Genomic DNA, 20884 nt, shown 5'->3' with positions numbered 1-20884 from the left:
ATAAAACAGAAGTGAGGGAAAATACCGTGATTGAATTGTTGGAAGAACAGGCGGGAGAATCAACTAAAACATATGTGACCAGGGTATTGGTCCACAACATCGTGAATATCAATCTGGAACCGGGCGAAAAGATCATGGAAAATGAACTCTGCAGCCAGTTTCAGGTCAGCCGCACCCCGATCCGCGAGGCGGTGCTGGAATTGAGCCAGAAACATTTGATCGATATCTATCCGAAACGGGGGACTTATGTGTCCTATATCGATCCGGAGCTGGTGGAAGAGGTGAGAAGCCTTCGGTGTGTGCTGGAATCGGAGCTGGCCAAATCAGCCTGCGCCATGCTGAATGGGGAGCAGATTGACCGTCTGAGGGAAAATATAGCCGTATGGCGTTATTATATGGAAAAGAAAAATGAACAGAAGATTCTCAAGCTGGATAAGGAATTTCACTCCATGCTCTATTCCATGTGCCGTAAAAAATACTGGAATGAGCTGGTGGAATCCATTTCCCCCCAGTTCGACCGGACAATCATCCTCAGTTTCCGGTGCAGGCCCACCAGCGTGATCTTATCGGATCATGAGCAGCTGGTGGATGCCATCGAAGAGAAGGACGAGGAAAAGGCCTATGGGATTGCCAGGCAGCATATGAGGAGATATATAGAAAACCGGGACCTTATGAGGGATAAATACCCTCAGTATTTTGATGGGAAGTAAAATGGGTTAGACGGGGCAGTTTTCCGGATGTCTGCGGCCGCTATTAAAAAAAGTTTACTTTTGTGCTTACTCCGGCAAAGTAGAGTGTCAGACAATTTGACAGCAGTTTAACCCCTCCGTCAAGGGTAAGCGGTGCCTTTCGGGTGTCCGGATGACTACTTTTATTGTAGAAGAAATGTTCACATTCGAAAAAACGGTTAAATATATTTTAGGGTTGACAACCATCTCCTACAATTGTATGATATTGATATCATACAATTGTAGGAGATGGTTTTTATTATGAAATTAGTGAAGCTGCCTGATACGGAATTAGAGATTATGAAAGTGATCTGGAAAGAGGGAACCCCCATATCCACTTCCCGGATCAAAGAAGTTCTGGACGAAAAACGTCCGTGGAACGTATCCGCCCTTCAAACCCTGTTAAACCGGCTGATTGACAGGAAATTTTTAAAAACTTATAAAGAGGGGAAGAATAAGTATTACGAAACGCTGGTGGAAGAGGAGGAGTATGTGGCCTTTGAGAATAAAAATTTTCTTGAGCGGATCAATAACAGCTCCATAACCAAACTGGTAGCCTCCCTCTATAAGAGCAGGAATATTACGGATGACGATTTGGAGGAACTGGCCAGGTTTATTGAGAAGAATACAGGGGGAGCCGATGATTAGAACGATATTTTGGAATGTGCTGGAGGTGTCCGCTGCCTGTACGGCAGTCATTTTCCTGATTATGCTCTGTTCCCGGCTGATCGGAGCCGTTTACGGAGCAAAAGGCAGATACCTGTTATGGCTGGTGGTCATCCTCCGGTTAGCCCTGCCGTGGAATGCCGCATTATCCCAGGCCCCGGTTTCTGTGGACCGGCTGGCCGGAACCCTGGGGGCGGCTGTGTATACGGCAGGGATGGAAAGACGAAATGATGGTTTGGACAGCCGGATGAATGGGGAAGTTAACGTTCAAACTACGGGTCTGGAGGCTCATGGCGGAAGGGACAGGGCAGAGTACAGGGTCTTAACGGAAGCCGGAGCCCGCTTGTGGAGGTATCAGATCAGCGGTATTTTGTCGGTGGTCTGGGCCGCCGGGGCTGTTTTTTATATTCTTTGGAACCTGGTTTCCTACATGATATTCAGACAGAAACTGAGACGGTGGGAGGAACCGGCTGCAGACAATGGAATGATCACCTGTTACCAGAGCGTCTGCCGGGAATTGGGACTTAAAAAGCCGCCCCAGCTCAAATACTGCCCGGGACTTCCGGCGCCGTTTTGCATCGGGGTGATCCATCCAGCCATTTATGTATCTTCTTTGAGCCTGGATGAGAAGGATTATTATGTCTTTAAACATGAATTGATCCATTACAAAAGGCGGGATCTGGTTTATAAGTTCCTTCTCATGGCGGCTCGCAGCATACATTTCTTCAATCCGGCCGTCCATTGGATGGCGGTCTGCGCTGAACGGGACATGGAACTTTCCTGCGACAGCCTGGTGGTGATGAGCTGCCCGGAGACAGCCCGCAGGGATTACAGCAGGGCAATTCTCAGATGCATCACGGAAAGCAGAGGGGTAAAAACCCGGTTATCTTCGCATTTTAGCGGCGAAAAGGAAATTTTAAAAAGGAGATTTAACAATATTATGGATGAGAAAACAAAAAGAAGCGGAAGGCTGTTGGCAGTTTTGACCGCTGCCGTTGTAATTTTACTGGGAACACTGGTCGCCTGCGGCCGGGAAAACGGAACCAGGGCTGAAGGCCCATCGGCGGGAAATGCCACAGAGAGGACTTCCCTGTCGGAGGCCGCTTTGTCCGAGGAAACCATGGACAGCCTTTGGAAATGGAAAACCCCTTATATCGGGAATAACAGCGCGGTTGGAAATATGCTGCTCAGAGTTTCCCCTTATCTGGATTATAAAGGATTTGAGCTGTTTACGGATAAGGAACCCTATGGCGTAAAGGTCAATCTGGAAGTGAACGACTGGGAACAGTACGCAGGGCAGGGAGAAATCAGCCTGAAACCATTTTACAAACAGGCCGCGATCCTGTTCTGCCTTGTGGATAACGCCGGATATCTGGAAGTGAATTTGAGCGCCGGGGAAGAGACGCCGGAATTCACGTTCTGCGCATTTAAAATCAGCCGGGAGGAGAGCATGGAGGAATATATTTCCAAAGAGGAACTGGCACAGGCCGGTGAGTCGCTCCAGAATTTTAAGGAGTTCGTCAACGGCCTGGATGATGTGCTGCCGGATACTTCTATAGAAGTGAGCAGGAAGCCTCAGTCCTGAGTTCTAAACTGTTTCAGAAAGTCCTGGCTGTCCCCGTCCACGATTCCCCGGTCTGTGATAACAGCGCCGGGAAGGGCTGCCAGGCAGATGGTGGCATGTTTTAACAGCCAGTTTCCGCTGCACCGTTCTCCCACGATGCGTTCCATTTCCCCTACCTGTTCAGCCAGCTGATCACAGGTGAGAGGGGACATGATTCCAGCGATTGGGAGAGGGAGGGAGCCGATGATTTCGCCGCCTTCGGCGTATGCGAAACCGCCTCCCATTTCTTCTATCTTCTGCGCCGCCAGGAGAGCGTCTGCCGCGTTCCGGTAAATCACCACCAGATTGTGGCAGTCATGGGCCACCGTAGCGGCAAATGCCCCTGCCCTGACCCCGAATCCGCGGATCACAGAGATGGTTTTCTGCTCTTTCCCATGCCTGTTGCATACGCAGACATAGGCCAGATCCGGATCAGCGGACAGATCCACGCAGCGGTTTTCTATGGGGAGTTTTTCATAAAACGCCCTGTTAAACGGCCCGTCACACCGGCTGTGGATGACCAGCGTTTCGGCCCTGTCATCCGGCGCTTTTAACAGGAAATCATCCGGTGTTTTCAGGTAAGACAAATGAACCGTAGATAGCTGTTTCAGAGGGGAAGGGGCCTGGTTCCAGATCAGCCGTCCTTCCCGGCTGATCATTCTGCCCTCGATCCATACACAGGCGGGGCGTCTGCCGTCCAGTTGGTCCACCAGCTGCAGGTCTGCGGCGTATCCGGGCGCAATGGCGCCCAAGTCTTCAAAACCGTATTCCCTGGCCGCATTGTAGGTGGCAAACCGGATGGCTTCCACCGGATCGGCTCCATATGTGACCGCCCTTCCAACCACCCGGTTTAAATGGCCTTCTGTGTGGATCACCTGGGCGTGGACATCGTCGGTACACAGGGAAACATTGTCATTCCAACGCTGTTCTTTAACCCCTTTCAACGCTTCCGGCAGGTGATTGGACAGAGAACTGGTTTTCAGGTTGACATGCATGCCGATTCTCGTTTTTTCTTTCGCTTCTTCACCGCTTCTGCATTCGTGATCGCTGACCGGCCCCGCCAGCCTGTAGGCGGCTAAAAGGCTGCCTCTGAGCCTGGGCGCGTGTCCCTGTAAAAATGCCCCCCGCTTGATCCCCTCTTCGATGATCCGGTGCATCCTCTGGTCGTCATGGCAGATATCCACATAGTTCATCAATTCGGCAATCCCGATAATTCCCGGCTGATCCAGCAGAAAACCGATTTCTTTTTCCGTAAATTCGCAGCCGCTGTCCTCTTTGCCCGGTACCGAAGGCACACAGGGCGAGGCCAGCATATAATGCCTCAGAGGAGCCTTTTTGGCGTTTTCCAGCATAAACATCACCCCCTCAACACCCATTACATTGGCTATTTCATGGGGATCGGATACCACGGTGGTGGTGCCCCAGGGCAGAACCGCTCTTGCAAAATTCTCAGGAACCATCATAGTGCTCTCCACATGGACGTGAGTGTCGATAAAACCGGGAATCAGATATTTTCCCTCACCGTCAAACCGTTCCAGGGCGTAGGGGCATGTCCCGTCGCTGTTATCCCTCACCATAACGATCATTCCGTCGGCGATATCCACGGAAGCAGGGTAGATTTCCCCTGTGATCACATTTACAAGGCGTATGTTTTCAATGGTTAAGTCCACCGGCCTTTTTCCCAGAACTGCCGCGATCAGACGGCTCCGGTCTTTATTATGTACTGCTTTCATTGATATCCCCCTTTTCTATAAAACAAACTGAAGACAGGCCAGAATTGTAAACGCCCAGGTCATCAGCGAAGGCATCTGGCCGGGTTCCCCGGTAAACAGGTAATGGGCGGTTTTTATCATGCAATATGCGAACAGCCCGATTCCGATTCCCTGGGAAATACCATAAAACAGCGTGGACATGATCAGGATCGCCACAGGCGTCCATTCCGTAGATTCATAATTTACGGTTTTTAACCCCTGCATCATGGAAATGCCGATCATGATCAGCACAGGAGTTGTGGCGGCTGTGGGAATCATGAGGAATATGGGCGCAAACAGCATGGTGCCCAAAAAGAACAGGCCGGTGAAAATGGAGGACAGCCCTGTTTTTCCGCCCACCTCGATGCCGGCCGCGCTTTCCACGTAACTGGTAACAATGGTCAGCCCCATAAACGCGCCCACTACGGAACCGATGGAATCGGCTAAAAATATTTTCCCGATTACAGGCAGGTTGCCGTTTTCATCCAGCATCTCCATCTGTGAGCCCAGCCCCAGAGCAGTTGCCAGGGTGCCGAAGAAATCGCTGATAAAAAATGCGAAGATAAACGCCGCATATTGTGGCTTCAGCGCTCCTAAAAGATCCAGCTTAAACGCCACATTGCCTAAAGCCCGCAGTCCGCCCTGTGTAAATACATTGCCCGGCACCTGGGTAACTCCCATGGGAATTCCGATAAGGGTGGTCAGGATAATGGTCACCAGAAGGGAGGCGCGCAGTTTGTATTCTCTGCCGTTTAACCGTATCCGCGCGAAATAGAGCAGCAGGCAGAGAACAATGCTGACTGCCGCCAGCGCTGTGGATGGTTCGGACAGGTTTCCAAATCCCCTGAAATCAGGATTGATCAGTTTGGCATTTACCAACGCAGTGCGTATGATAAATACACCCAGCCCGGCGCTGATGCCGACTTTGATGTTTTTCGGAATCAGGGCCACCACCTTTTCCCGAAGGTTAAACAGGCTGAGAATCAAAAACAGAAGGGCGGATATCATGACCATGCCCAGGCCCGTTTCCCAGGCTGCCAGCCCTGACTGTACGATGGAAAATGTCAGCACCACGCTGGACGCAATTCCAGGGGCCAGGGCAATTGGCATATTGCTGTACCAGCCCATGAACATGGTAATCAAACCGGAAACCAGGGCGGTGGAGAGCAAAACGCCGACGGCATCCATGCCTGCCTGTTTCATGTAGAGAGGCTGGAGAACGCAGATATAAGCCATGGTCGCGAAGGTGGTGGCGCCTGCCAGGAGTTCTGTACGCACGGTCGTCCTGTTTTCCCTGAGGTGAAACATGTTTTCGAGAGTTTTCATTTCTTATTCCTCCATTTGTTTTATTTGCCATACCCGTCCGGGTAGATGCACAAGGTTTAAAGGTAGCCTCTTTATACTGCTATGAAGAAAACTAGTAAACGCTCATGTTACTAGTTTCATTCATTACGTATTAAATTGAAGCTGATATAATCCGTATCATAAAACGCCATTCCGTACATCACTGGTTCATTCTTCTGATCGAAGCTGCAGGCTTTCAAAAGAAGAACCGATTCGTTCAGAAGGGCGGGGTCGCCTGTCAGGTATTGGGCCATCTTTTTCCGGCTTATGGCTTCCAGTTCCACCTTGTCCCTGACAACCACACGGCCTGCGTACCGGGACAGCAGGGAAAAGTAGGGCGTTTCCATCCATTCCTCTTCAGGAGGCATCTCCTCAAATAAATCCTCTTTCATGTATCCGACGCTGACGATGGCCGGATGGTTATCCGCATAATAGATCCGTTCAATCCGGATCAGTTTGCTGCCGGAGGCGGCTTTCAGTTGGAGACAGACCTCCTCAAGCCCTTTATCGATGGAAAATGAAGACAGCCGCACATGGGAATCATAGCCGCACCGGCGGATCACTGTGCCGAATTCCATCATGAGACAGAGATTCACTTTAATCTGAAGCGCTTCCGGGTTGACAAAGGTGCCCCGTCCGTGAATCCGCAGCACAAGCCCTTCCTGCTCCAATTCATTCAGCGCCCTGCGGATGGTATTCCTGCTGATTCCCAATAGCTGCGCCAGATCATTTTCCGCCGGGAGCTTATAGGAAGATTTAGAGTTCAGGGACTGTATATAATTTCTCAGATTTTCTTTTGCACCGTCGCTTAATGACTTTTTATTTACTGGTTCAATCATAGCTGTTTTCCTTTATTGTTCTAAAGTAGTACCTTAGAATCAATATAACATGTTTGAATGGGGCCGTCAATGGGGAATGCCCGCTTTCAACTGTATTTTTCACAGATGGAGTCATATCTTTTCTTGACGGCATAAATCCCCAGCGTGCATATCAGGCCAATAGCGGTATAGCCTGCAATGACATGAAGGAAGAAAGCCAGGCCTGTGATTACAAATGCCAGGGCACATAATTGATAAAGCTTGGCTATTTCCTCATTGTAACCTCTGATATCCCTGATCTTTTCTTTTAAATTCTTATCCTTTGTCCAAAAGACAATTGGTTCCCTGCTCCCCTTATTGGCATGTGAAAAAATAAAGAAGGGAAAAGCGCATAACAAACAGCATACGAAACATAGCATTTGCTCTGCCATACCGCACCTCCGGTTTTCTAAAAAGTAATGGTGTCGTCTAAGGCTATTGTAGTATAGTTTATTCCCCTTTTCCACAATATATTTTTTTTGTCGTTGAATCCCGGCTCCTTTTTGGTGTAAAATAGGAGATGATTACCGAAAAGTATTGATTTCAAGTATCATGACAAATTATTCAGAATACACCCCAATTTGTGCCGGAACCACAAATTTGAATCGCAGCTGAGAATCTGAAATTCTCAGCGCGCGCCTTCGCAAAAAACTGCTCCGGCATGGAGGATTAAAATGACACAGGCCGTCAAAAACGGCAGAATGTGAGGAAAACATGTACATAGCGGATTTGCATATCCATTCCAGATATTCCAGGGCCACCAGCAGGGACTGCACGCCGGAATATCTGGATCTTTGGGCCAGGAAAAAGGGAATTCAGATTGTGGGAACCGGAGATTTCACCCACCCGGCCTGGCGGGAGGAGCTGAAGGAAAAATTAAGGCCTGCGGAAGAGGGATTCTATTGTTTAAAGGATGAATTTGTGCTGGAACGGGGGAGCGCCCTGTCGGCGGTCAAACCGCGTTTTGTGATTACAGGAGAGATCAGCTCCATTTATAAAAAGGACGGCAAAGTGCGCAAGGTGCACAGCGTGATCATTCTGCCGGGTCTGGAAGATGCGGAACGGATATCCAGGAAACTGGAAACCATCGGGAATATCCATTCCGACGGGCGTCCCATTCTGGGGCTGGACTGCCATGATCTTTTGGAGATCGTGCTGGAACTCTGCCCGAAAGCCATCTATATACCGGCCCATATCTGGACGCCTCATTTTTCCCTGTTCGGGGCATTTTCCGGATTCGACAGGATCGAAGAATGTTTTGAAGATCTGACGCCCTATATCCATGCCCTGGAAACCGGGCTGTCATCCGATCCGCCCATGAACTGGCGGCTTTCCGCCCTGGACCGTTTCCAACTGGTGTCCAATTCAGACGCCCATTCCCCGGCGAAACTGGGCCGGGAAGCCAATCTTCTGGACATTGATTTATCCTATACGGGGCTTTACGATGCTGTTCAGATGGGAAAGGGCCTTTTGGGCACCATCGAATTCTACCCGGAAGAAGGGAAATACCACTATGACGGCCACCGGAAATGCCACCTCTGCCTCAGCCCTTTGGAGGCGGAAAAATACGGCGGGAAATGTCCGGTCTGCGGAAAGAAACTGACCATCGGGGTATCCCACCGGGTAGAACAGCTTGCGGACCGGAAAGAGGGCTTTATCCTGCCGGGGGCGAAATCATTTGAAAGCCTGGTGCCCCTTCCGGAAGTGATAGGCGCGTCTACCGGACATTCCTCTGCAAGCGTTAAGGTTCAGAACCAGTATGAGGCGCTGATCCGTGATCTGGGATCCGAGTTCTCCATCCTGCGGGAAGTTCCGATTGAAGAGATCCGCCATCACTCCGGCCATCTGCTGTCGGAGGGAATCCGGCGTCTCAGGGCGGGAGAAGTGAGGCGGATGCCGGGATTTGACGGCGAATACGGCACGATCCAATTGTTTGAGCCTTCGGAGCTGACCAATACGGACGGCCAGATCAGCCTGTTTGAGGGAATCAATCTGGCAGAAATGGAGGCGGCCGCCGCGGTTCAGGGCGTTCTGAGAGATCATGGTTCCAAAGGGTTAGAGGCAGAACCGGTAAACAGGAAAGAAGTACAGGAAACAAGAGGGACAGATCCGTCAGTATGGGAACAGTTAAATCCCCGGCAGCAGGAAGCGGTGAAAACTGCCTGCCGCGGCCTGGCAGTTGTGGCAGGGCCGGGTACGGGCAAGACAAAAACCCTGGTATCCAGAGTGTTGTATTTATTAAAGGAGAGAGGGGTAAAACCGTCGGAAATAACCGCGGTGACCTTTACCAACCGGGCGGCGCAGGAGATGAAAGAGCGTCTGGAACAGGCCATAGGCAGCAGGCGCACCGCTCATCTCATGAATATAGGAACCTTTCATTCCATCTGCAATGACCTCCTGATCAGACAAGGCTTGGAGTTTACGCTGGCATGTGAGGAAGAAACCCTGGGAATTGCGGAAGACGCGGTCCGGGAATTTGGCCTGAAGCTTTCCGCCAGACAGTTTCTGCGTCAGATTTCATTGATCAAAACAGGAATGTCAAATCTGGCCGATAAAATCACAGCGGAAGCGGCCGGATATTACCAGAGCCGTTTAAAACAGCTTCAGGTGCTGGATTTTGACGACCTTCTCATAGAAACCCTGCGGCTGTTGGAAAAGGAAGAAAAGAATAAAATACGAAGACAAAAATTTGCATACCTTCTGGTGGATGAATTTCAGGATATCAATCCGGTACAGTACCGGCTGATCCGGGCGTGGAATCAGGGGGGCAGGGAGTTATTTGTGATCGGAGATCCCGACCAGGCCATCTATGGCTTCCGGGGATCAGACGCCGCTTGTTTTGACCATTTGAAACGGGACATGCCGGAGCTTCAGACTGTGCGTCTGGTGCAGAATTACCGTTCGGCTCCGTCCATTGTCCATGGCGCGGTTTCTGTCATTTCACAGAACGAAGGACAGCCGCGGGAACTGGTTCCCTGGAAAAAGGAAGGGCCGCCAATCCGTTTGGTGACGGCTAAAAGCGAGATGGCCGGGGCCATTTTTACCGCTAAGGAGATCAACCGTCTGATCGGAGGCATCGACATGCTGGATGCCCAGGAGCGGAATTCCCAGGAGGATATAAAACGGATCAAGGGCTTTTCCGATATCGCCGTACTCTACCGGACCCACCGGCAGGCTGACCTTTTGGAAAAATGTCTCCGGCAGGAGGGAATCCCCTATATTGTGGCAGGCAGAGACGATTTCCTGTCCGATCCGTCAGTACAGGGAACTGCTGCATTTTTCCGGTATCTTTTAAAGCCAGGCGACCTTTTTTCCAGACAGCTTGCGCTTAAATACATATGGAATCTGCCGGAGGACTGCATATCCGGCTGCATTTTGCAGTCCATGGCTGATAAATTTTCCGGGCTTGTAAAAAAGACAAAACCCGATAAGCTGCTGGAAACCTGGATGGAGGAAACCGGGCTTTCCGGCCGTCCGGAGATGCAGAAGCTGGTTTCCATGGCAGTGTTTTATAAAACCATGGAGGAACTGCTTGAAAACCTGATGTTCGGCCGGGAAAGTGATCTGAGGCGGTGCGGAGGAAAGTCCTACACCTCAGACGCGGTCACTCTCATGACTCTGCACGGGGCAAAAGGGCTGGAATTTCCGGCGGTGATCCTGTGCGGAGTGAAAAAAGGCATGATTCCCCTTGAACATGAAAAGCAGCCGGCGGATTTGGAAGAAGAACGCCGCCTGTTTTATGTGGGCATGACCAGGGCGAAAGAAGAGCTGGTTCTGGTCACCTCCCCGGAGCCATCTCCATTTCTTTTCGACATCCCGGAAGAAGACCTGCTCAGAGAGGATGCGAATAAGCAGAAAAGGACGGACGGCGGCGTGCAATTGAGCCTGTTCGATTTCATATAAGCGGGAGGCATGGAGGATAGTATGACAGAAGAGAAAGAATTCAAACCGGCGCCGCCGGAGCTTGTGCGGCCGGTATTAAAAAAACTGGATGAGTTATATGGAACCACCAAAGAAGGATTTTACCATCAGGAGCAGTGGCAGCTTCTTACAGCCATCATGCTGAGCGCCCAGAGCACGGACAAGCAGGTGGATGAAGCGCTCCCGGCCCTGTTCGGACGTTTTAAAAAGGCGGAGGATGCGGCAAACGCTTCTGTGGAGGAAATCGAAGAGTATATCCGGTCCGTCGGCCTTTATAAAAATAAAGCGAAGAACATTAAAAAATGCTGCGGCCAGATTGTGGAAGAATACCATGGAAAGGTGCCCGATACCATTGAAGGCCTGCTGACCCTGGCCGGAGTAGGCAGAAAAACCGCCACGTTATACTTAGCGGACGCCTACGGAATTCCCGGCGTGACTGTGGACACCCATGTATTCCGCATTTCCAGACGCCTTGGATGGGCAAACGGCAAAAACCCCCAGCAGGTAGAACTGGAGCTTCAAAAAGTGCTGCCCAAGGACCACTGGAACAGGATCAACTTTCAGTTGATCTATCACGGAAGGGCGGTATGCACCGCCAGAAAGGCGAAGTGTGAGCTGTGCCCCCTTGAGAAATGGTGTGGGAAACGGCTTTAGTTAAATAGGCCACGATATTATTAATAGCAATATTTTGCTGTCCTTTAGCAAAATATTGCTATTTTTTTAGCGCTGTAAAAGAATAATGCTAATAAGTCCAAGATATTGACAACTTATGCCCATCACCACAGAAAGCCGCCGCCTTATAATAGTTGATATAAAAGAGGAGGGAGCAGCATGAAGCAAGGAGAAAAGAAAAAGGATTTGAAGACAAAAATAAGGTGGTTTATGCAGAAGCAGGAGAGCAGCATTGTAATAGCGACAATTGTCTATGTGTTATTTGTTACCTGCATCAACCCCACATTTTTATCTGCCGGCAATATCTTCAATGTACTGAGGACCACAGGATTTACATTGATAACCGTAGTCGGGATGTCTCTGGTTCTCATCACGGGAGGGCTGGATTTATCTGTTGGATCGGTTTTGGCGTTGGGCGGTGTCATAACCGGCATGATGTGCAAAGCCGGTGTTCCGGTATTTTTCGCGATTATAACCGGTATTTTGATGGGCGGAATCATAGGGGGAATTAACGGCCTGATCATTGTGAAGGCGGGAATACCGCCGCTTATCGTCACTTTGGGAATGCAGTACGCGGCCAGGGGGCTGGTATCGGTGCTGACACAGGGAGTTCCCATCTATCCGCTGCCGGAGGGATTGATGAAGATTGAACAGACCAGGATTTTTAATATACCCATGGTTGTAGTCGTGGCGGTCGTCATCGCCGCGGCAGGTCACATTATATTGTCGAAAGCGCCCTTTGGAAGAGCGGTTTATGCGCTGGGAGGAAATGAAGAGGCAGCGAGGATTTCCGGAATTGATACAAAGAAGACAAAATTTTCAGTATATGTGATAACTTCCACATTAGCTGCGCTGGCCGGGGTTTTCATGGCGGCCCGCCTGGGTTCGGCGGAAGCTGCGGCAGGAAGCGGCTACGAACTGACTGTCATCTGCGGAGCCATTATCGGAGGGATATCAACCTTTGGAGGCATGGGAACGATCATCGGAGCTTCCATCGGAGCGTTGTTTATGGAGATATTGACAAATTCACTGACTCTTATGAGAGTATCTGTCTACTGGCAGAATCTGGTGGTAGGCGTGATTCTGGTTTTGGCGGTGTTATTAGATCAGTATAAGCGTCAGCTGATCCTGAAGAACTCAATTAAGAAAGACTAGAGGGATGCGGTATGAATGGACCTAAAGTTGTGTTATCTGTTGAACATGTGACCAAGCGGTTTTTAGGAACCGTTGCGTTAAAAGATGTCTCTCTGAAGCTCTGCGAACATGAAATCCTGGCGGTCATGGGGGAAAATGGCGCCGGAAAGTCTACGCTGATGAAAATTCTCAGCGGCTTGTATCCGCAAAACAGCTATGAAGGAAAAATACTTCTGGACGGCGCTGAGTGCAGGTTCCAGGCGCCTTCGGATTCAGAAAGCGCCGGGATTGCCATGATTTACCAGGAACTGAATCTGGAACTGGATCTCAGCGTTACAGAAAATATACTGCTGGGAATGCTTCCTAAAACCAGATTTGGTCTGGTGGATTGGGAGGCAGCCAGGAAAAAGGCCGGCGCTGCCCTGGAAAAAATCCATGCAAAGATCGACATCAATGTAACCGCCCGCAGCCTGAGCCCATCCATGCAGCAGTTGGTATGCATCGCCCGGGCGCTGGTGAGGAACCCTAAGATTCTCATTTTAGACGAACCCACATCTGTTTTGACGGAAGGGGAAACGCAGAAGCTAATGACGGTTTTAAGACAGCTAAAGGAAGAGGGGCTGTCCTGCATCTACATATCACATAAGCTGGATGAGGTATTTGCCCTATGTGACAGGATGGTAATATTAAGGGACGGGGCTTATATCAGCCAGTATCAAAAAGCGTCCGGTTATGACAGCACAAAGGTTATTGAAGATATGATCGGCCGTCATCTGGATGTCATGTACCCCAAGGTGGAAGGCAGAAAAATTGGAGAAGAGCTGTTAAGGGTGGAGCATTTTAAAGTCCCGCATACATTTGCATATGGCAAAAATATCATAGAAGATGTCAGTTTCAGTTTGAATAAAGGAGAGATACTCGGGCTTGCCGGTCTGGTCGGCGCCGGGAGATCCGAACTGGTAAACGCGATCTTTGGGGCCATTCCCAAGACAAGCGGAAAAGTGTGGATGGAAGGAAAAGAAATAAATATAAGATCTCCACAGGATGCGAAAAGGTATGGGATCGGACTTTTGACCGAAGACCGGAAAAAGAATGGATTTATCGGAACCATGTCGATCAAACACAATATGACCCTGACTGTTTTAAAAGAGATATCCGGTATGATCCTGATCGATCCCCAAAAAGAATGTGGAAAAGCACAGAAATTCTATGATACCCTCAGAGTAAAAGCGCCGGGCATGGATACTCTGATTTCCAATCTGTCCGGCGGAAACCAGCAGAAAGTGATATTGGCCAAATGGCTGATGACCGATCTGAAAGTGATCCTTTTGGATGAGCCGACCAGGGGAATCGACGTGGGAACCAAAGCGGAGATCTATAAGATAATACAGGATCTGGCGGCAAAAGGCATCGGTATCATCATGATATCCTCCGAGATGCCGGAATTGATTGCAATGTGTGACCGGTTTGTGGTATTAGGCAAAGGCAGGGTCCAAAAGATTTTGGGCAAAGATGAGGTAAATGAAGTTGCATTGTTAAAAATAGCGTCCAATACATAGAGCGTGTTTGGAAAACAGCAGTTCCTATAAAAAACAGTGCCGTTTAAACGGCGGAAAGTGAGAAGAGTATGAAGAAATTATTATCAGCAGTATTAGCGTTATCCATGGCGGTATCATTAGCGGCATGTTCGGCGCCGGCGGCGAACCAGACAGAGGGAGCAGGAGGAAAGAAGGAAGAAACAACCGCTGCGGACCAGCTTCATTTTGTTTATGTTTCACCGCTTCTGGCTCATCCGGTCTGGCTGATTGCAAAGCAGGGATTTGAACAGGCCTGTGAAGAACTGGGCGTACAGGGAGACTGGGTAGGACCTCAAAATATTTCACCGGAAGAGATGTCGAAACTGGTTGAGACAGCGGTGGCCCAGAAGGCAGACGGCATTATCACCCAGGGCTTAGTACCGGCTGAACCGGTTAAAACAGCCATCAGCGCCGGAATTCCCGTTCTGGTTGTGGATTCCGATATTCCCGATACTGACAGACTGGCATTTTTTGGAAAAGATGTGAAAAAACAGGCCGATGTATTATATGAGGGAGCATGTAAAAAAATTGATCAGGATACGCCCATCAAAGCATCAATCCAGGTAGCGGCATTAAACTACCAGATCGCCCATGATCAGATCGATGCCATTAAAGAAGTCTTTTCCAAACATCCGGGCGGTTTTGAAGTGGTTAATATATCCGAATCCAAATCAGATAAGATGAAATCCACAACGGAGTGGGAAAATACATTCAAAGCATATCCGGAAACCAATGTGGCCATTAACCTGGCAGCGGAAGCGGGACCGGCCTGCGCGAAAGTGGTTCAGGACAAGGGAATCCGGGATCAGGTGGTAGTTTTCGGCGTGGATGATACGGAAGAAACCCTTGACCTGATCAGGAAAGACGAATTGGACGGAACGGTTGCCACCTCTTTCTTTAACTATGGATATCAGGCCGCTTACTGGCTGTACCAGAACATTACGGAAGGCAAAAAGCCGGAACAGGTAATCAATGACGCCGGCACCATCATTATAACCAAAGAAAATATCGATACCTACGGCGACGCTTTAAAAGTAAAAGTTGACCTGAAGTAATGCAGGATATAAAATGAAAGGGGCAGATAAATGACAGGATATGAGAAAATTAAACGTGTGCTGGACGGGGAAAGGATCGGTGAGACCCCAGTCATGCTTCACAACTTCATGTCGGCCGCCAGGGAATGCGGATACACCATGAAAGAATACCGGGAAAATGCAGGTGTAATTGCCAGATCACACATCGATACTGCGCGGAAATATGGTTTGGACGGCATTTTAGTGGATATCGATACCTGTATGGAGGCATATGCGGCAGGCGTTCCGGTAGATTTTCCGGAGGATGAACCGGCCCGGGTCACCGGTCCTGCGTCCGGTCAGATCGAATGCCTGATCGAGGCTATGGATCCGGAAAAGCTGGTTAAAGACGAACGGGTTAAGATATTGCTGGAAGCGATTTACCTGATAAAGCGGGAAGTTAAGGACGAGCTGTTTTTAAGAGGCAACTGTGATCAGATGGCTTTCAGCCTGGCCATGCTGTCCTATGGGATGCAGGATTTTATGGCGGATCTTTTGGACGAGGACTGTGAAGAAGGGATATTCCGGCTGATGGACCGGGCTTATGAGGTGCATCTGACCTTTCATAAGCTGATGAACGAGGCGGGCGCGGATATGACCAGTTTTGGCGACAGTTCCTGCGGCCCGGATCTGATCAGCAGGGATATGTACATAAAATACGCCTTGCCGTATCATAAAAGGCTTCAAAAGGATTTATCCGATTTGGGAATAAAAACATTATGCCATATCTGTGGGAACATGGACCGGATTATTGAGGATGTGGCCGGTGTGGGGTTTGATGCGGTAGAAGTGGATTATAAAACGGATGTGGACAGGGCCGCAAAGGTTTTAAGAGGCAGATCAGTGATGTTTGGCCCCATCGATCCGTCTGGAATGTTCTATTTCGGCACGCCGGAAACCATCGCGGCGGAAACAAAAAGGGTATTGGATATATTTAAGGGAGAGGGACTTGTAATCGGGGCCGGATGCGCCCTTCCAGCCGGAACGCCTGAGAAGAATATAAGGGCATTTGTGGAAACGGTCAGAAGTTTTAGACCATAAAAAGGGAGGAGAGGAAGAGTGAAGCAGAAGACAATCAATCAGCGGCTGTTGGCCTATTATCTGATTTTATTCTTTCTCTCCACTGCCATTGCCGTGTATATCAATGTTGGGACGGGCAAGGCGCTGAAGATCTATAATAATTTTACCAACCAATACAGTGAACTGAACGCGTTTTATAAAGATGTGGCCGTTTTAGACGGTTATGCTCAGATGTATTTGTATACGTCGGATGAGGAATATCTTGATCTCTACAGATACACGCTGAATCAATGCTGTGAGGATATTTCGGAACTGAAAAAATCAGCATTGAACGAGGAGTTAATTTGGAACTATACAAAGCTTCAGAATATGGTGGATACCTATTCTGAAGTTTTCGAAGAAATCGGAATCCGCCGGCAGAATTTCCAGGAGAAATATGGATTTTACAGCCGTATTGCGGAAAATATACAGAATACTTACATAGAATATTCCACTTTAATAGCAGACGAAATGAACGCGGCTAAGGATCAGATGAACATGCAGCTAAAAAACCAGATCGGCACAACGGTGATATTTGTTCTGGCTATGATGGCCAGTGCCCTTCTGTTCGCGTACTTTTCGGCCAGGAATATCACTCTGCCTATCCGTAAGATCGTTTCAAGCATTGAGAAAATAAAAAAGGAAGATTACAATTTAAACCTGCCAGAGAAAGTGGACACTGTGGAGGTGGCGGTTTTAAAAGAGGCGGTGCAGGAGATGGCAGACGAGGTGCAGGCCAGCATCCGCCATGTGCAGGAAAAATCCCAACTGGAAAACCAGCTGTTGGAAAAGGAAAATGAGAATTTGAAAGTGAAGGAGCTGCTGATCGAAACAGAACTGAAAGTTCTTCAGGGGCAGATGAATCCTCACTTTTTATTTAATACATTGAGTTTGATTTCCAAAATGGCTTATTTGGAAGGCGCAGAGAAGACGTCGGAGCTGATGGAGACTACAACGGATCTTCTCAGATACAGTCTGGACAAATCAAACAGCGTTTCCGATCTGTACAGTGAGATTGAAAGCGTTAAGAATTATATTAAAATCCAGGAAGTCAGATTTGGACACAGGATCAAATTTGAGCTGAGTGTTGGCAACCATATCCCCAAGGTAATCATGCCAGGAATGATCATACAGCCGCTGATTGAAAATGCGGTTATACACGGTGTTAAAAATATGGTCAGCGGTGCTCATGTACTGGTTTCCGTAAAAAGAGGCGGGGATAAGGTTTATATCCTGGTGGAAGACAACGGAACCGGAATGGACAGTTCCAGACTGGAAGCGGTTCAGTCCGGTGTGGAGGAAAAGAGCATTGGAATCAATAATGTGAGAAAAAGGCTGGAACTTTTTTTTGGAATCAAGCCGGTTTTAAGTATCGAAAGCGCGGTGCAGTGCGGTACCGCAGTCACAGTTGAACTTCCGGTTTCAAATGGAATGGAGGAAATTTATGAGCAGTCTGATGATAGTGGAAGATGAACCCATCGAGAGAGCCGCGCTTAAACTGATGATTCAGGCCAACTGCCCTCTGATTTCCCGGATTGAAGAGGCGGAAAACGGACTCCAGGCCCTGGAACTTTGTAAAAAGCTGGTTCCTGACATTGTGATGGTGGATATTAACATGCCTGGAATCAACGGTTTGGAAACCATCAGGGAGATGAAAAAAGTATGCGGCCGCAGCCGTTATATCATCCTTTCGTCATATAATCATTTTGAATATGCGCAGAAGGCTCTGACCCTTGGCGTGGAGCAGTTCCTTTTAAAGCCTGCGAAGATTTCAGAACTGAAAAAAGTGATTGAAGATGTGATACTGAAAATCAGCGCGGAACAGGAAACGGAGCAGAAGAAATCAGCCCTTTTAACCAGCGTGGAAGAGATTAAACCCATTGTGGAGCTGGACTGCATCTATGGGATGATATCTGGAAAATCAAGAGAAGAGCTCCAGCGGCTGATTTCATTTCTGGGATTTGAGGCGGATACCGGTTTCTGTTTCGTATGCAGTTATGAGAAAAATCCAAGATATTTGTTAAGGAAGGTAAAAGGCGCATTACAGGACGTGGGCCTTAATTGTATTGGAGAACTGTTTCATACGGAATTGGTCTTTTATATTCTCAGCAGAAATCAGATTGAGATGAGAAAAACATCAGAAGTGGGACATTTTGTCAGAATGCTTTTGGATGAATTGGGACGCAGTGAGTGCCGTTTGGGAATTGGGACGATCTATGAACTGGGAAGCGGATTGAGGGAATCTTACAGAGAAGCGCTGCGGGCCGTGGAATTGTGCGAAGAATCCTCTTATCTGGTATATAAAATGACAGGAAGCGGGGATAAGGACAACAGAAACAGTTACGATGAAGTGATTGCAAAAATATTAAACGGCATAAAATCAGGAGAGGAGGAAGCGGTTTTATGCTGTACCGGAGAAATTCTCAGGGCGGCGACGATAAACACATATTCTTTTAAACAGTTAAAAGAGAACATTTATCAATTTATGATCCTGTGCCTGAAGGAGATTCAGCGGTATTATGTCAGGCTGGAATCCGCGGATTATTCCAGAATGTCCATTGACGAGGTGACAGCCCTTGAAGATCATATGGCGGTGGAGACTTATATCAGGCTTCACTTAAAGGCAGTGTTGGAGGAAACCGGAGATTTAAACAAGGAAAAGTCCAACCAAATCGTGGGCAGGGCGTTAAATTATATTGAAAGTAATTATCAAAATAATATCATGCTGGAACAAGTGGCAGAAGCCCTGGATATCTCACCTTATTATCTGAGCCGTCTGCTGAAAAAATATACGGAAAAGAATTTTACCGATCTTTTATCTGAGAAACGGGTGGAGGAAGCCAAGAAGCTTTTAAAAGGCCCCAAAAGTATTAAAGAAATTACCTATGAGGTGGGGTTTAACAGCCAGAATTATTTTGCTAAAATATTTAAAAAGTATGAAAACTGTACGCCGACGGAATACAGAGCGAACAAAGGGGAATAGTGAGAAAATAATAGTTACGGATAAAACATTCCGGCTAGGAGGATTAAGATGGATTATTTAGTTAAAGCAATTGAGAATGCAGAAGAATTAAAGGAATGCCCGGTGTTTCATGTGGACTGCTACAACTGGGGCGGAGATTACAGGCCGGTAACATACGGCAGAATGGGATATTGGAAGAATCATGGCTTTTTAGTGGAGATGGTTTCCGAGGAGAAAAATCCGGCCGGAGCCTGCACGGAACCGGACGGGATGGTGTGCCGGGAAACCGCTATGGAAGCATTTTTCCAGTTTTTCCCCCAGGATGGGGAAGACCAGATTTATCTGAATTTCGAGGCAAATGTGCTGGGAACCCTGCATGCGAAATACGGACGGGGCCGTAAAGACCGTCAGCCGCTGCCAAAAGAATTGAGGGAAGCCTGCCGCTGCCGGTGCCAGATATTGGAAGACTGCTGGAAACTGGAAATCCTGGTTCCTCTGGAAGTGGTCGAATATGTATACAAAAAGAGTGAATTTTCCGGCGGGGACCGTTTTAAATGCAATTTTTATAAGATCAGCGAGGTGCAGGAACCGGTTCATTTCGGAAGTTTTACGGAAATAAAAAGTGAAAAACCGGATTTCCATCTGCCGGAATATTTTGCGGAAGCAGTGATGGAATAGGGGCGGCAGTATGGATTTTTACCAGAGAGTGATTCTCGTATGCAGGCAGATTCCAGAGGGAAAAGTGGCATCCTACGGCCAGATCGCTCTTTTGTGCGGCATGCCCAAAAACGCGAGGCAGGTAGGATACGGCCTGAACCGGCGCATCCGGGAAGGCGAAGTCCCCGCCCACCGCGTTGTAAACGGCCAAGGATATTTAAGCGGCGCCCAAGCCTTTGCCCAGCCGGATCTCCAGAAGATCATGCTGGAGGCAGAAGGCGTGGAGGTCCGGGACAACCGGGTGGATTTAAAACGGTTTGGCTGGCATAATACGATGGAAGATGCGTTGAGGATGAGGGGGAGCTTTGAGGAGATGGGGATTTGAATCTTTATTTAGTTGATTCTTAAAAGTGACGCCATGAGCGGAATCCGTTGGCGATGAAAACCGGCTTCCAACCGTAAGTGAAACTAAGGCTCCAGGGACGGAAAAAGACGGTCCGATGCCCATTCACGGTAAACTCTTTATGGGACTTTACCGTTCAGTGGGCATCTCAGAAACTGATTTGGTTTTCAGTTTCTGCCCGTCTTTTTCCATCCCTGGAGCCTTAGTTTCACTTACGGTTTCCAGACGGCTTTCATCGCCAACGGATTCCGCTCCGCCCGGCATCAAACCTCCAGGCAGGCCTCCGCCCCCGTCCGTCCCCATTTCCAGGATTCATGGCTGTGTACTGGTTTGATAAAGGATAAATAAAGATTTGGGGAAGGGAAGTAGAAAAGGCAGAGAAGCGTTTGCTTGAGACGGTGTTTGGTATTTAGAGCAGATTATGGTATAGACATTTCAAGTAACTGACGTGGGGAATAACAGTAAAGGGTCAAGGCT

The 20884-nt window shown here is 48.6% G+C and carries 18 protein-coding genes; 13 read left to right on the top strand and 5 right to left on the bottom strand.

All coding sequences use genetic code 11. The features are described from left to right. Nucleotides 1-26: 26 nt before the first annotated feature. From GPL15_RS25210 to GPL15_RS25200, 3 genes are all read left to right on the top strand, one after another. Nucleotides 27-710, top strand: a complete 684-nt coding sequence (locus tag GPL15_RS25210) for a GntR family transcriptional regulator (protein ID WP_215701438.1) — start codon at nt 27-29, stop codon at nt 708-710. Between the two features lie 279 nt (nt 711-989). Next, entirely contained in the window at nt 990-1376 is a 387-nt protein-coding gene (locus tag GPL15_RS25205; RefSeq protein ID WP_252198621.1) for a BlaI/MecI/CopY family transcriptional regulator, read from the top strand. Beyond that, the gene (locus tag GPL15_RS25200; RefSeq protein ID WP_215701436.1) at nt 1369-2979 is read left to right on the top strand and encodes a M56 family metallopeptidase; all 1611 of its coding nucleotides are present in this window, start codon (nt 1369-1371) and stop codon (nt 2977-2979) included. Before GPL15_RS25205 ends, GPL15_RS25200 begins: the two co-directional genes overlap by 8 nt. On the opposite strand, the gene GPL15_RS25195 is transcribed toward GPL15_RS25200, so the two are convergent. The 4 genes from GPL15_RS25195 to GPL15_RS25180 all read right to left on the bottom strand — a co-directional run bounded on the left by GPL15_RS25195 (nt 2970) and on the right by GPL15_RS25180 (nt 7341). Beyond that, nucleotides 2970-4730, bottom strand: a complete 1761-nt coding sequence (locus GPL15_RS25195) for an adenine deaminase C-terminal domain-containing protein (RefSeq protein ID WP_215701435.1) — start codon at nt 4728-4730, stop codon at nt 2970-2972. The genes GPL15_RS25200 and GPL15_RS25195 overlap by 10 nt on opposite strands. 15 nt (nt 4731-4745) lie before the next feature. After that, the gene (locus GPL15_RS25190) at nt 4746-6074 is read right to left on the bottom strand and encodes an NCS2 family permease (protein ID WP_215701434.1); all 1329 of its coding nucleotides are present in this window, start codon (nt 6072-6074) and stop codon (nt 4746-4748) included. 116 nt (nt 6075-6190) lie between these two features. Beyond that, entirely contained in the window at nt 6191-6931 is a 741-nt protein-coding gene (locus GPL15_RS25185) for a GntR family transcriptional regulator (protein WP_215701433.1), read from the bottom strand. A gap of 86 nt (nt 6932-7017) precedes the next feature. Continuing rightward, on the bottom strand, nt 7018-7341 hold the full coding sequence (locus GPL15_RS25180; RefSeq protein ID WP_215701432.1) for a hypothetical protein: 324 nt from the start codon (nt 7339-7341) through the stop codon (nt 7018-7020). A 322-nt stretch (nt 7342-7663) separates the two neighbouring features. Between GPL15_RS25180 and GPL15_RS25175 the strand changes: the two genes are divergently transcribed. The 10 genes from GPL15_RS25175 to GPL15_RS25130 all read left to right on the top strand — a co-directional run bounded on the left by GPL15_RS25175 (nt 7664) and on the right by GPL15_RS25130 (nt 20389). Then, a complete protein-coding gene (locus GPL15_RS25175) occupies nt 7664-10852 on the top strand; it encodes a UvrD-helicase domain-containing protein (protein WP_215701431.1) in 3189 nt (1062 codons plus the stop codon). A 21-nt stretch (nt 10853-10873) separates the two neighbouring features. Continuing rightward, nucleotides 10874-11524: an endonuclease III gene (gene nth / locus GPL15_RS25170; RefSeq protein ID WP_215701430.1), complete on the top strand. Its 651-nt coding sequence runs from the start codon at nt 10874-10876 to the stop codon at nt 11522-11524. A gap of 177 nt (nt 11525-11701) precedes the next feature. Continuing rightward, a complete protein-coding gene (locus tag GPL15_RS25165) occupies nt 11702-12697 on the top strand; it encodes an ABC transporter permease (protein ID WP_215701429.1) in 996 nt (331 codons plus the stop codon). 11 nt (nt 12698-12708) lie between these two features. Next, nucleotides 12709-14235, top strand: a complete 1527-nt coding sequence (locus GPL15_RS25160; protein ID WP_215701428.1) for a sugar ABC transporter ATP-binding protein — start codon at nt 12709-12711, stop codon at nt 14233-14235. Between the two features lie 68 nt (nt 14236-14303). Next, nucleotides 14304-15308: a substrate-binding domain-containing protein gene (locus tag GPL15_RS25155; protein WP_215701427.1), complete on the top strand. Its 1005-nt coding sequence runs from the start codon at nt 14304-14306 to the stop codon at nt 15306-15308. A gap of 30 nt (nt 15309-15338) precedes the next feature. After that, nucleotides 15339-16367 (top strand): uroporphyrinogen decarboxylase family protein, encoded by a 1029-nt coding sequence (locus GPL15_RS25150; protein ID WP_215701426.1) that lies wholly within the window; start codon nt 15339-15341, stop codon nt 16365-16367. Between the two features lie 18 nt (nt 16368-16385). Then, nucleotides 16386-17858, top strand: a complete 1473-nt coding sequence (locus GPL15_RS28250) for a sensor histidine kinase (protein ID WP_215701425.1) — start codon at nt 16386-16388, stop codon at nt 17856-17858. Further along, complete coding sequence (locus tag GPL15_RS25140; protein WP_215701424.1) at nt 17830-19368, top strand: response regulator; 1539 nt, start codon at nt 17830-17832, stop codon at nt 19366-19368. Before GPL15_RS28250 ends, GPL15_RS25140 begins: the two co-directional genes overlap by 29 nt. Before the next feature lie 48 nt (nt 19369-19416). Further along, nucleotides 19417-20025 (top strand): carbohydrate-binding family 9-like protein, encoded by a 609-nt coding sequence (locus tag GPL15_RS25135; RefSeq protein ID WP_215701423.1) that lies wholly within the window; start codon nt 19417-19419, stop codon nt 20023-20025. Between the two features lie 10 nt (nt 20026-20035). Then, nucleotides 20036-20389, top strand: a complete 354-nt coding sequence (locus GPL15_RS25130) for an MGMT family protein (RefSeq protein WP_215701422.1) — start codon at nt 20036-20038, stop codon at nt 20387-20389. A gap of 147 nt (nt 20390-20536) precedes the next feature. Here GPL15_RS25130 and GPL15_RS25125 read toward each other — a convergent pair whose 3' ends face one another. Beyond that, nucleotides 20537-20710: a hypothetical protein gene (locus tag GPL15_RS25125; RefSeq protein WP_215701421.1), complete on the bottom strand. Its 174-nt coding sequence runs from the start codon at nt 20708-20710 to the stop codon at nt 20537-20539. Nucleotides 20711-20884 lie beyond the last annotated feature (174 nt).

This window comes from Clostridium sp. MCC353, from assembly GCF_018785315.1.
In the GTDB taxonomy this organism is placed as follows: Bacteria; Bacillota; Clostridia; order Lachnospirales; family Lachnospiraceae; genus CHH4-2.
This window is presented reverse-complemented; position numbering and strand designations above follow the sequence as displayed.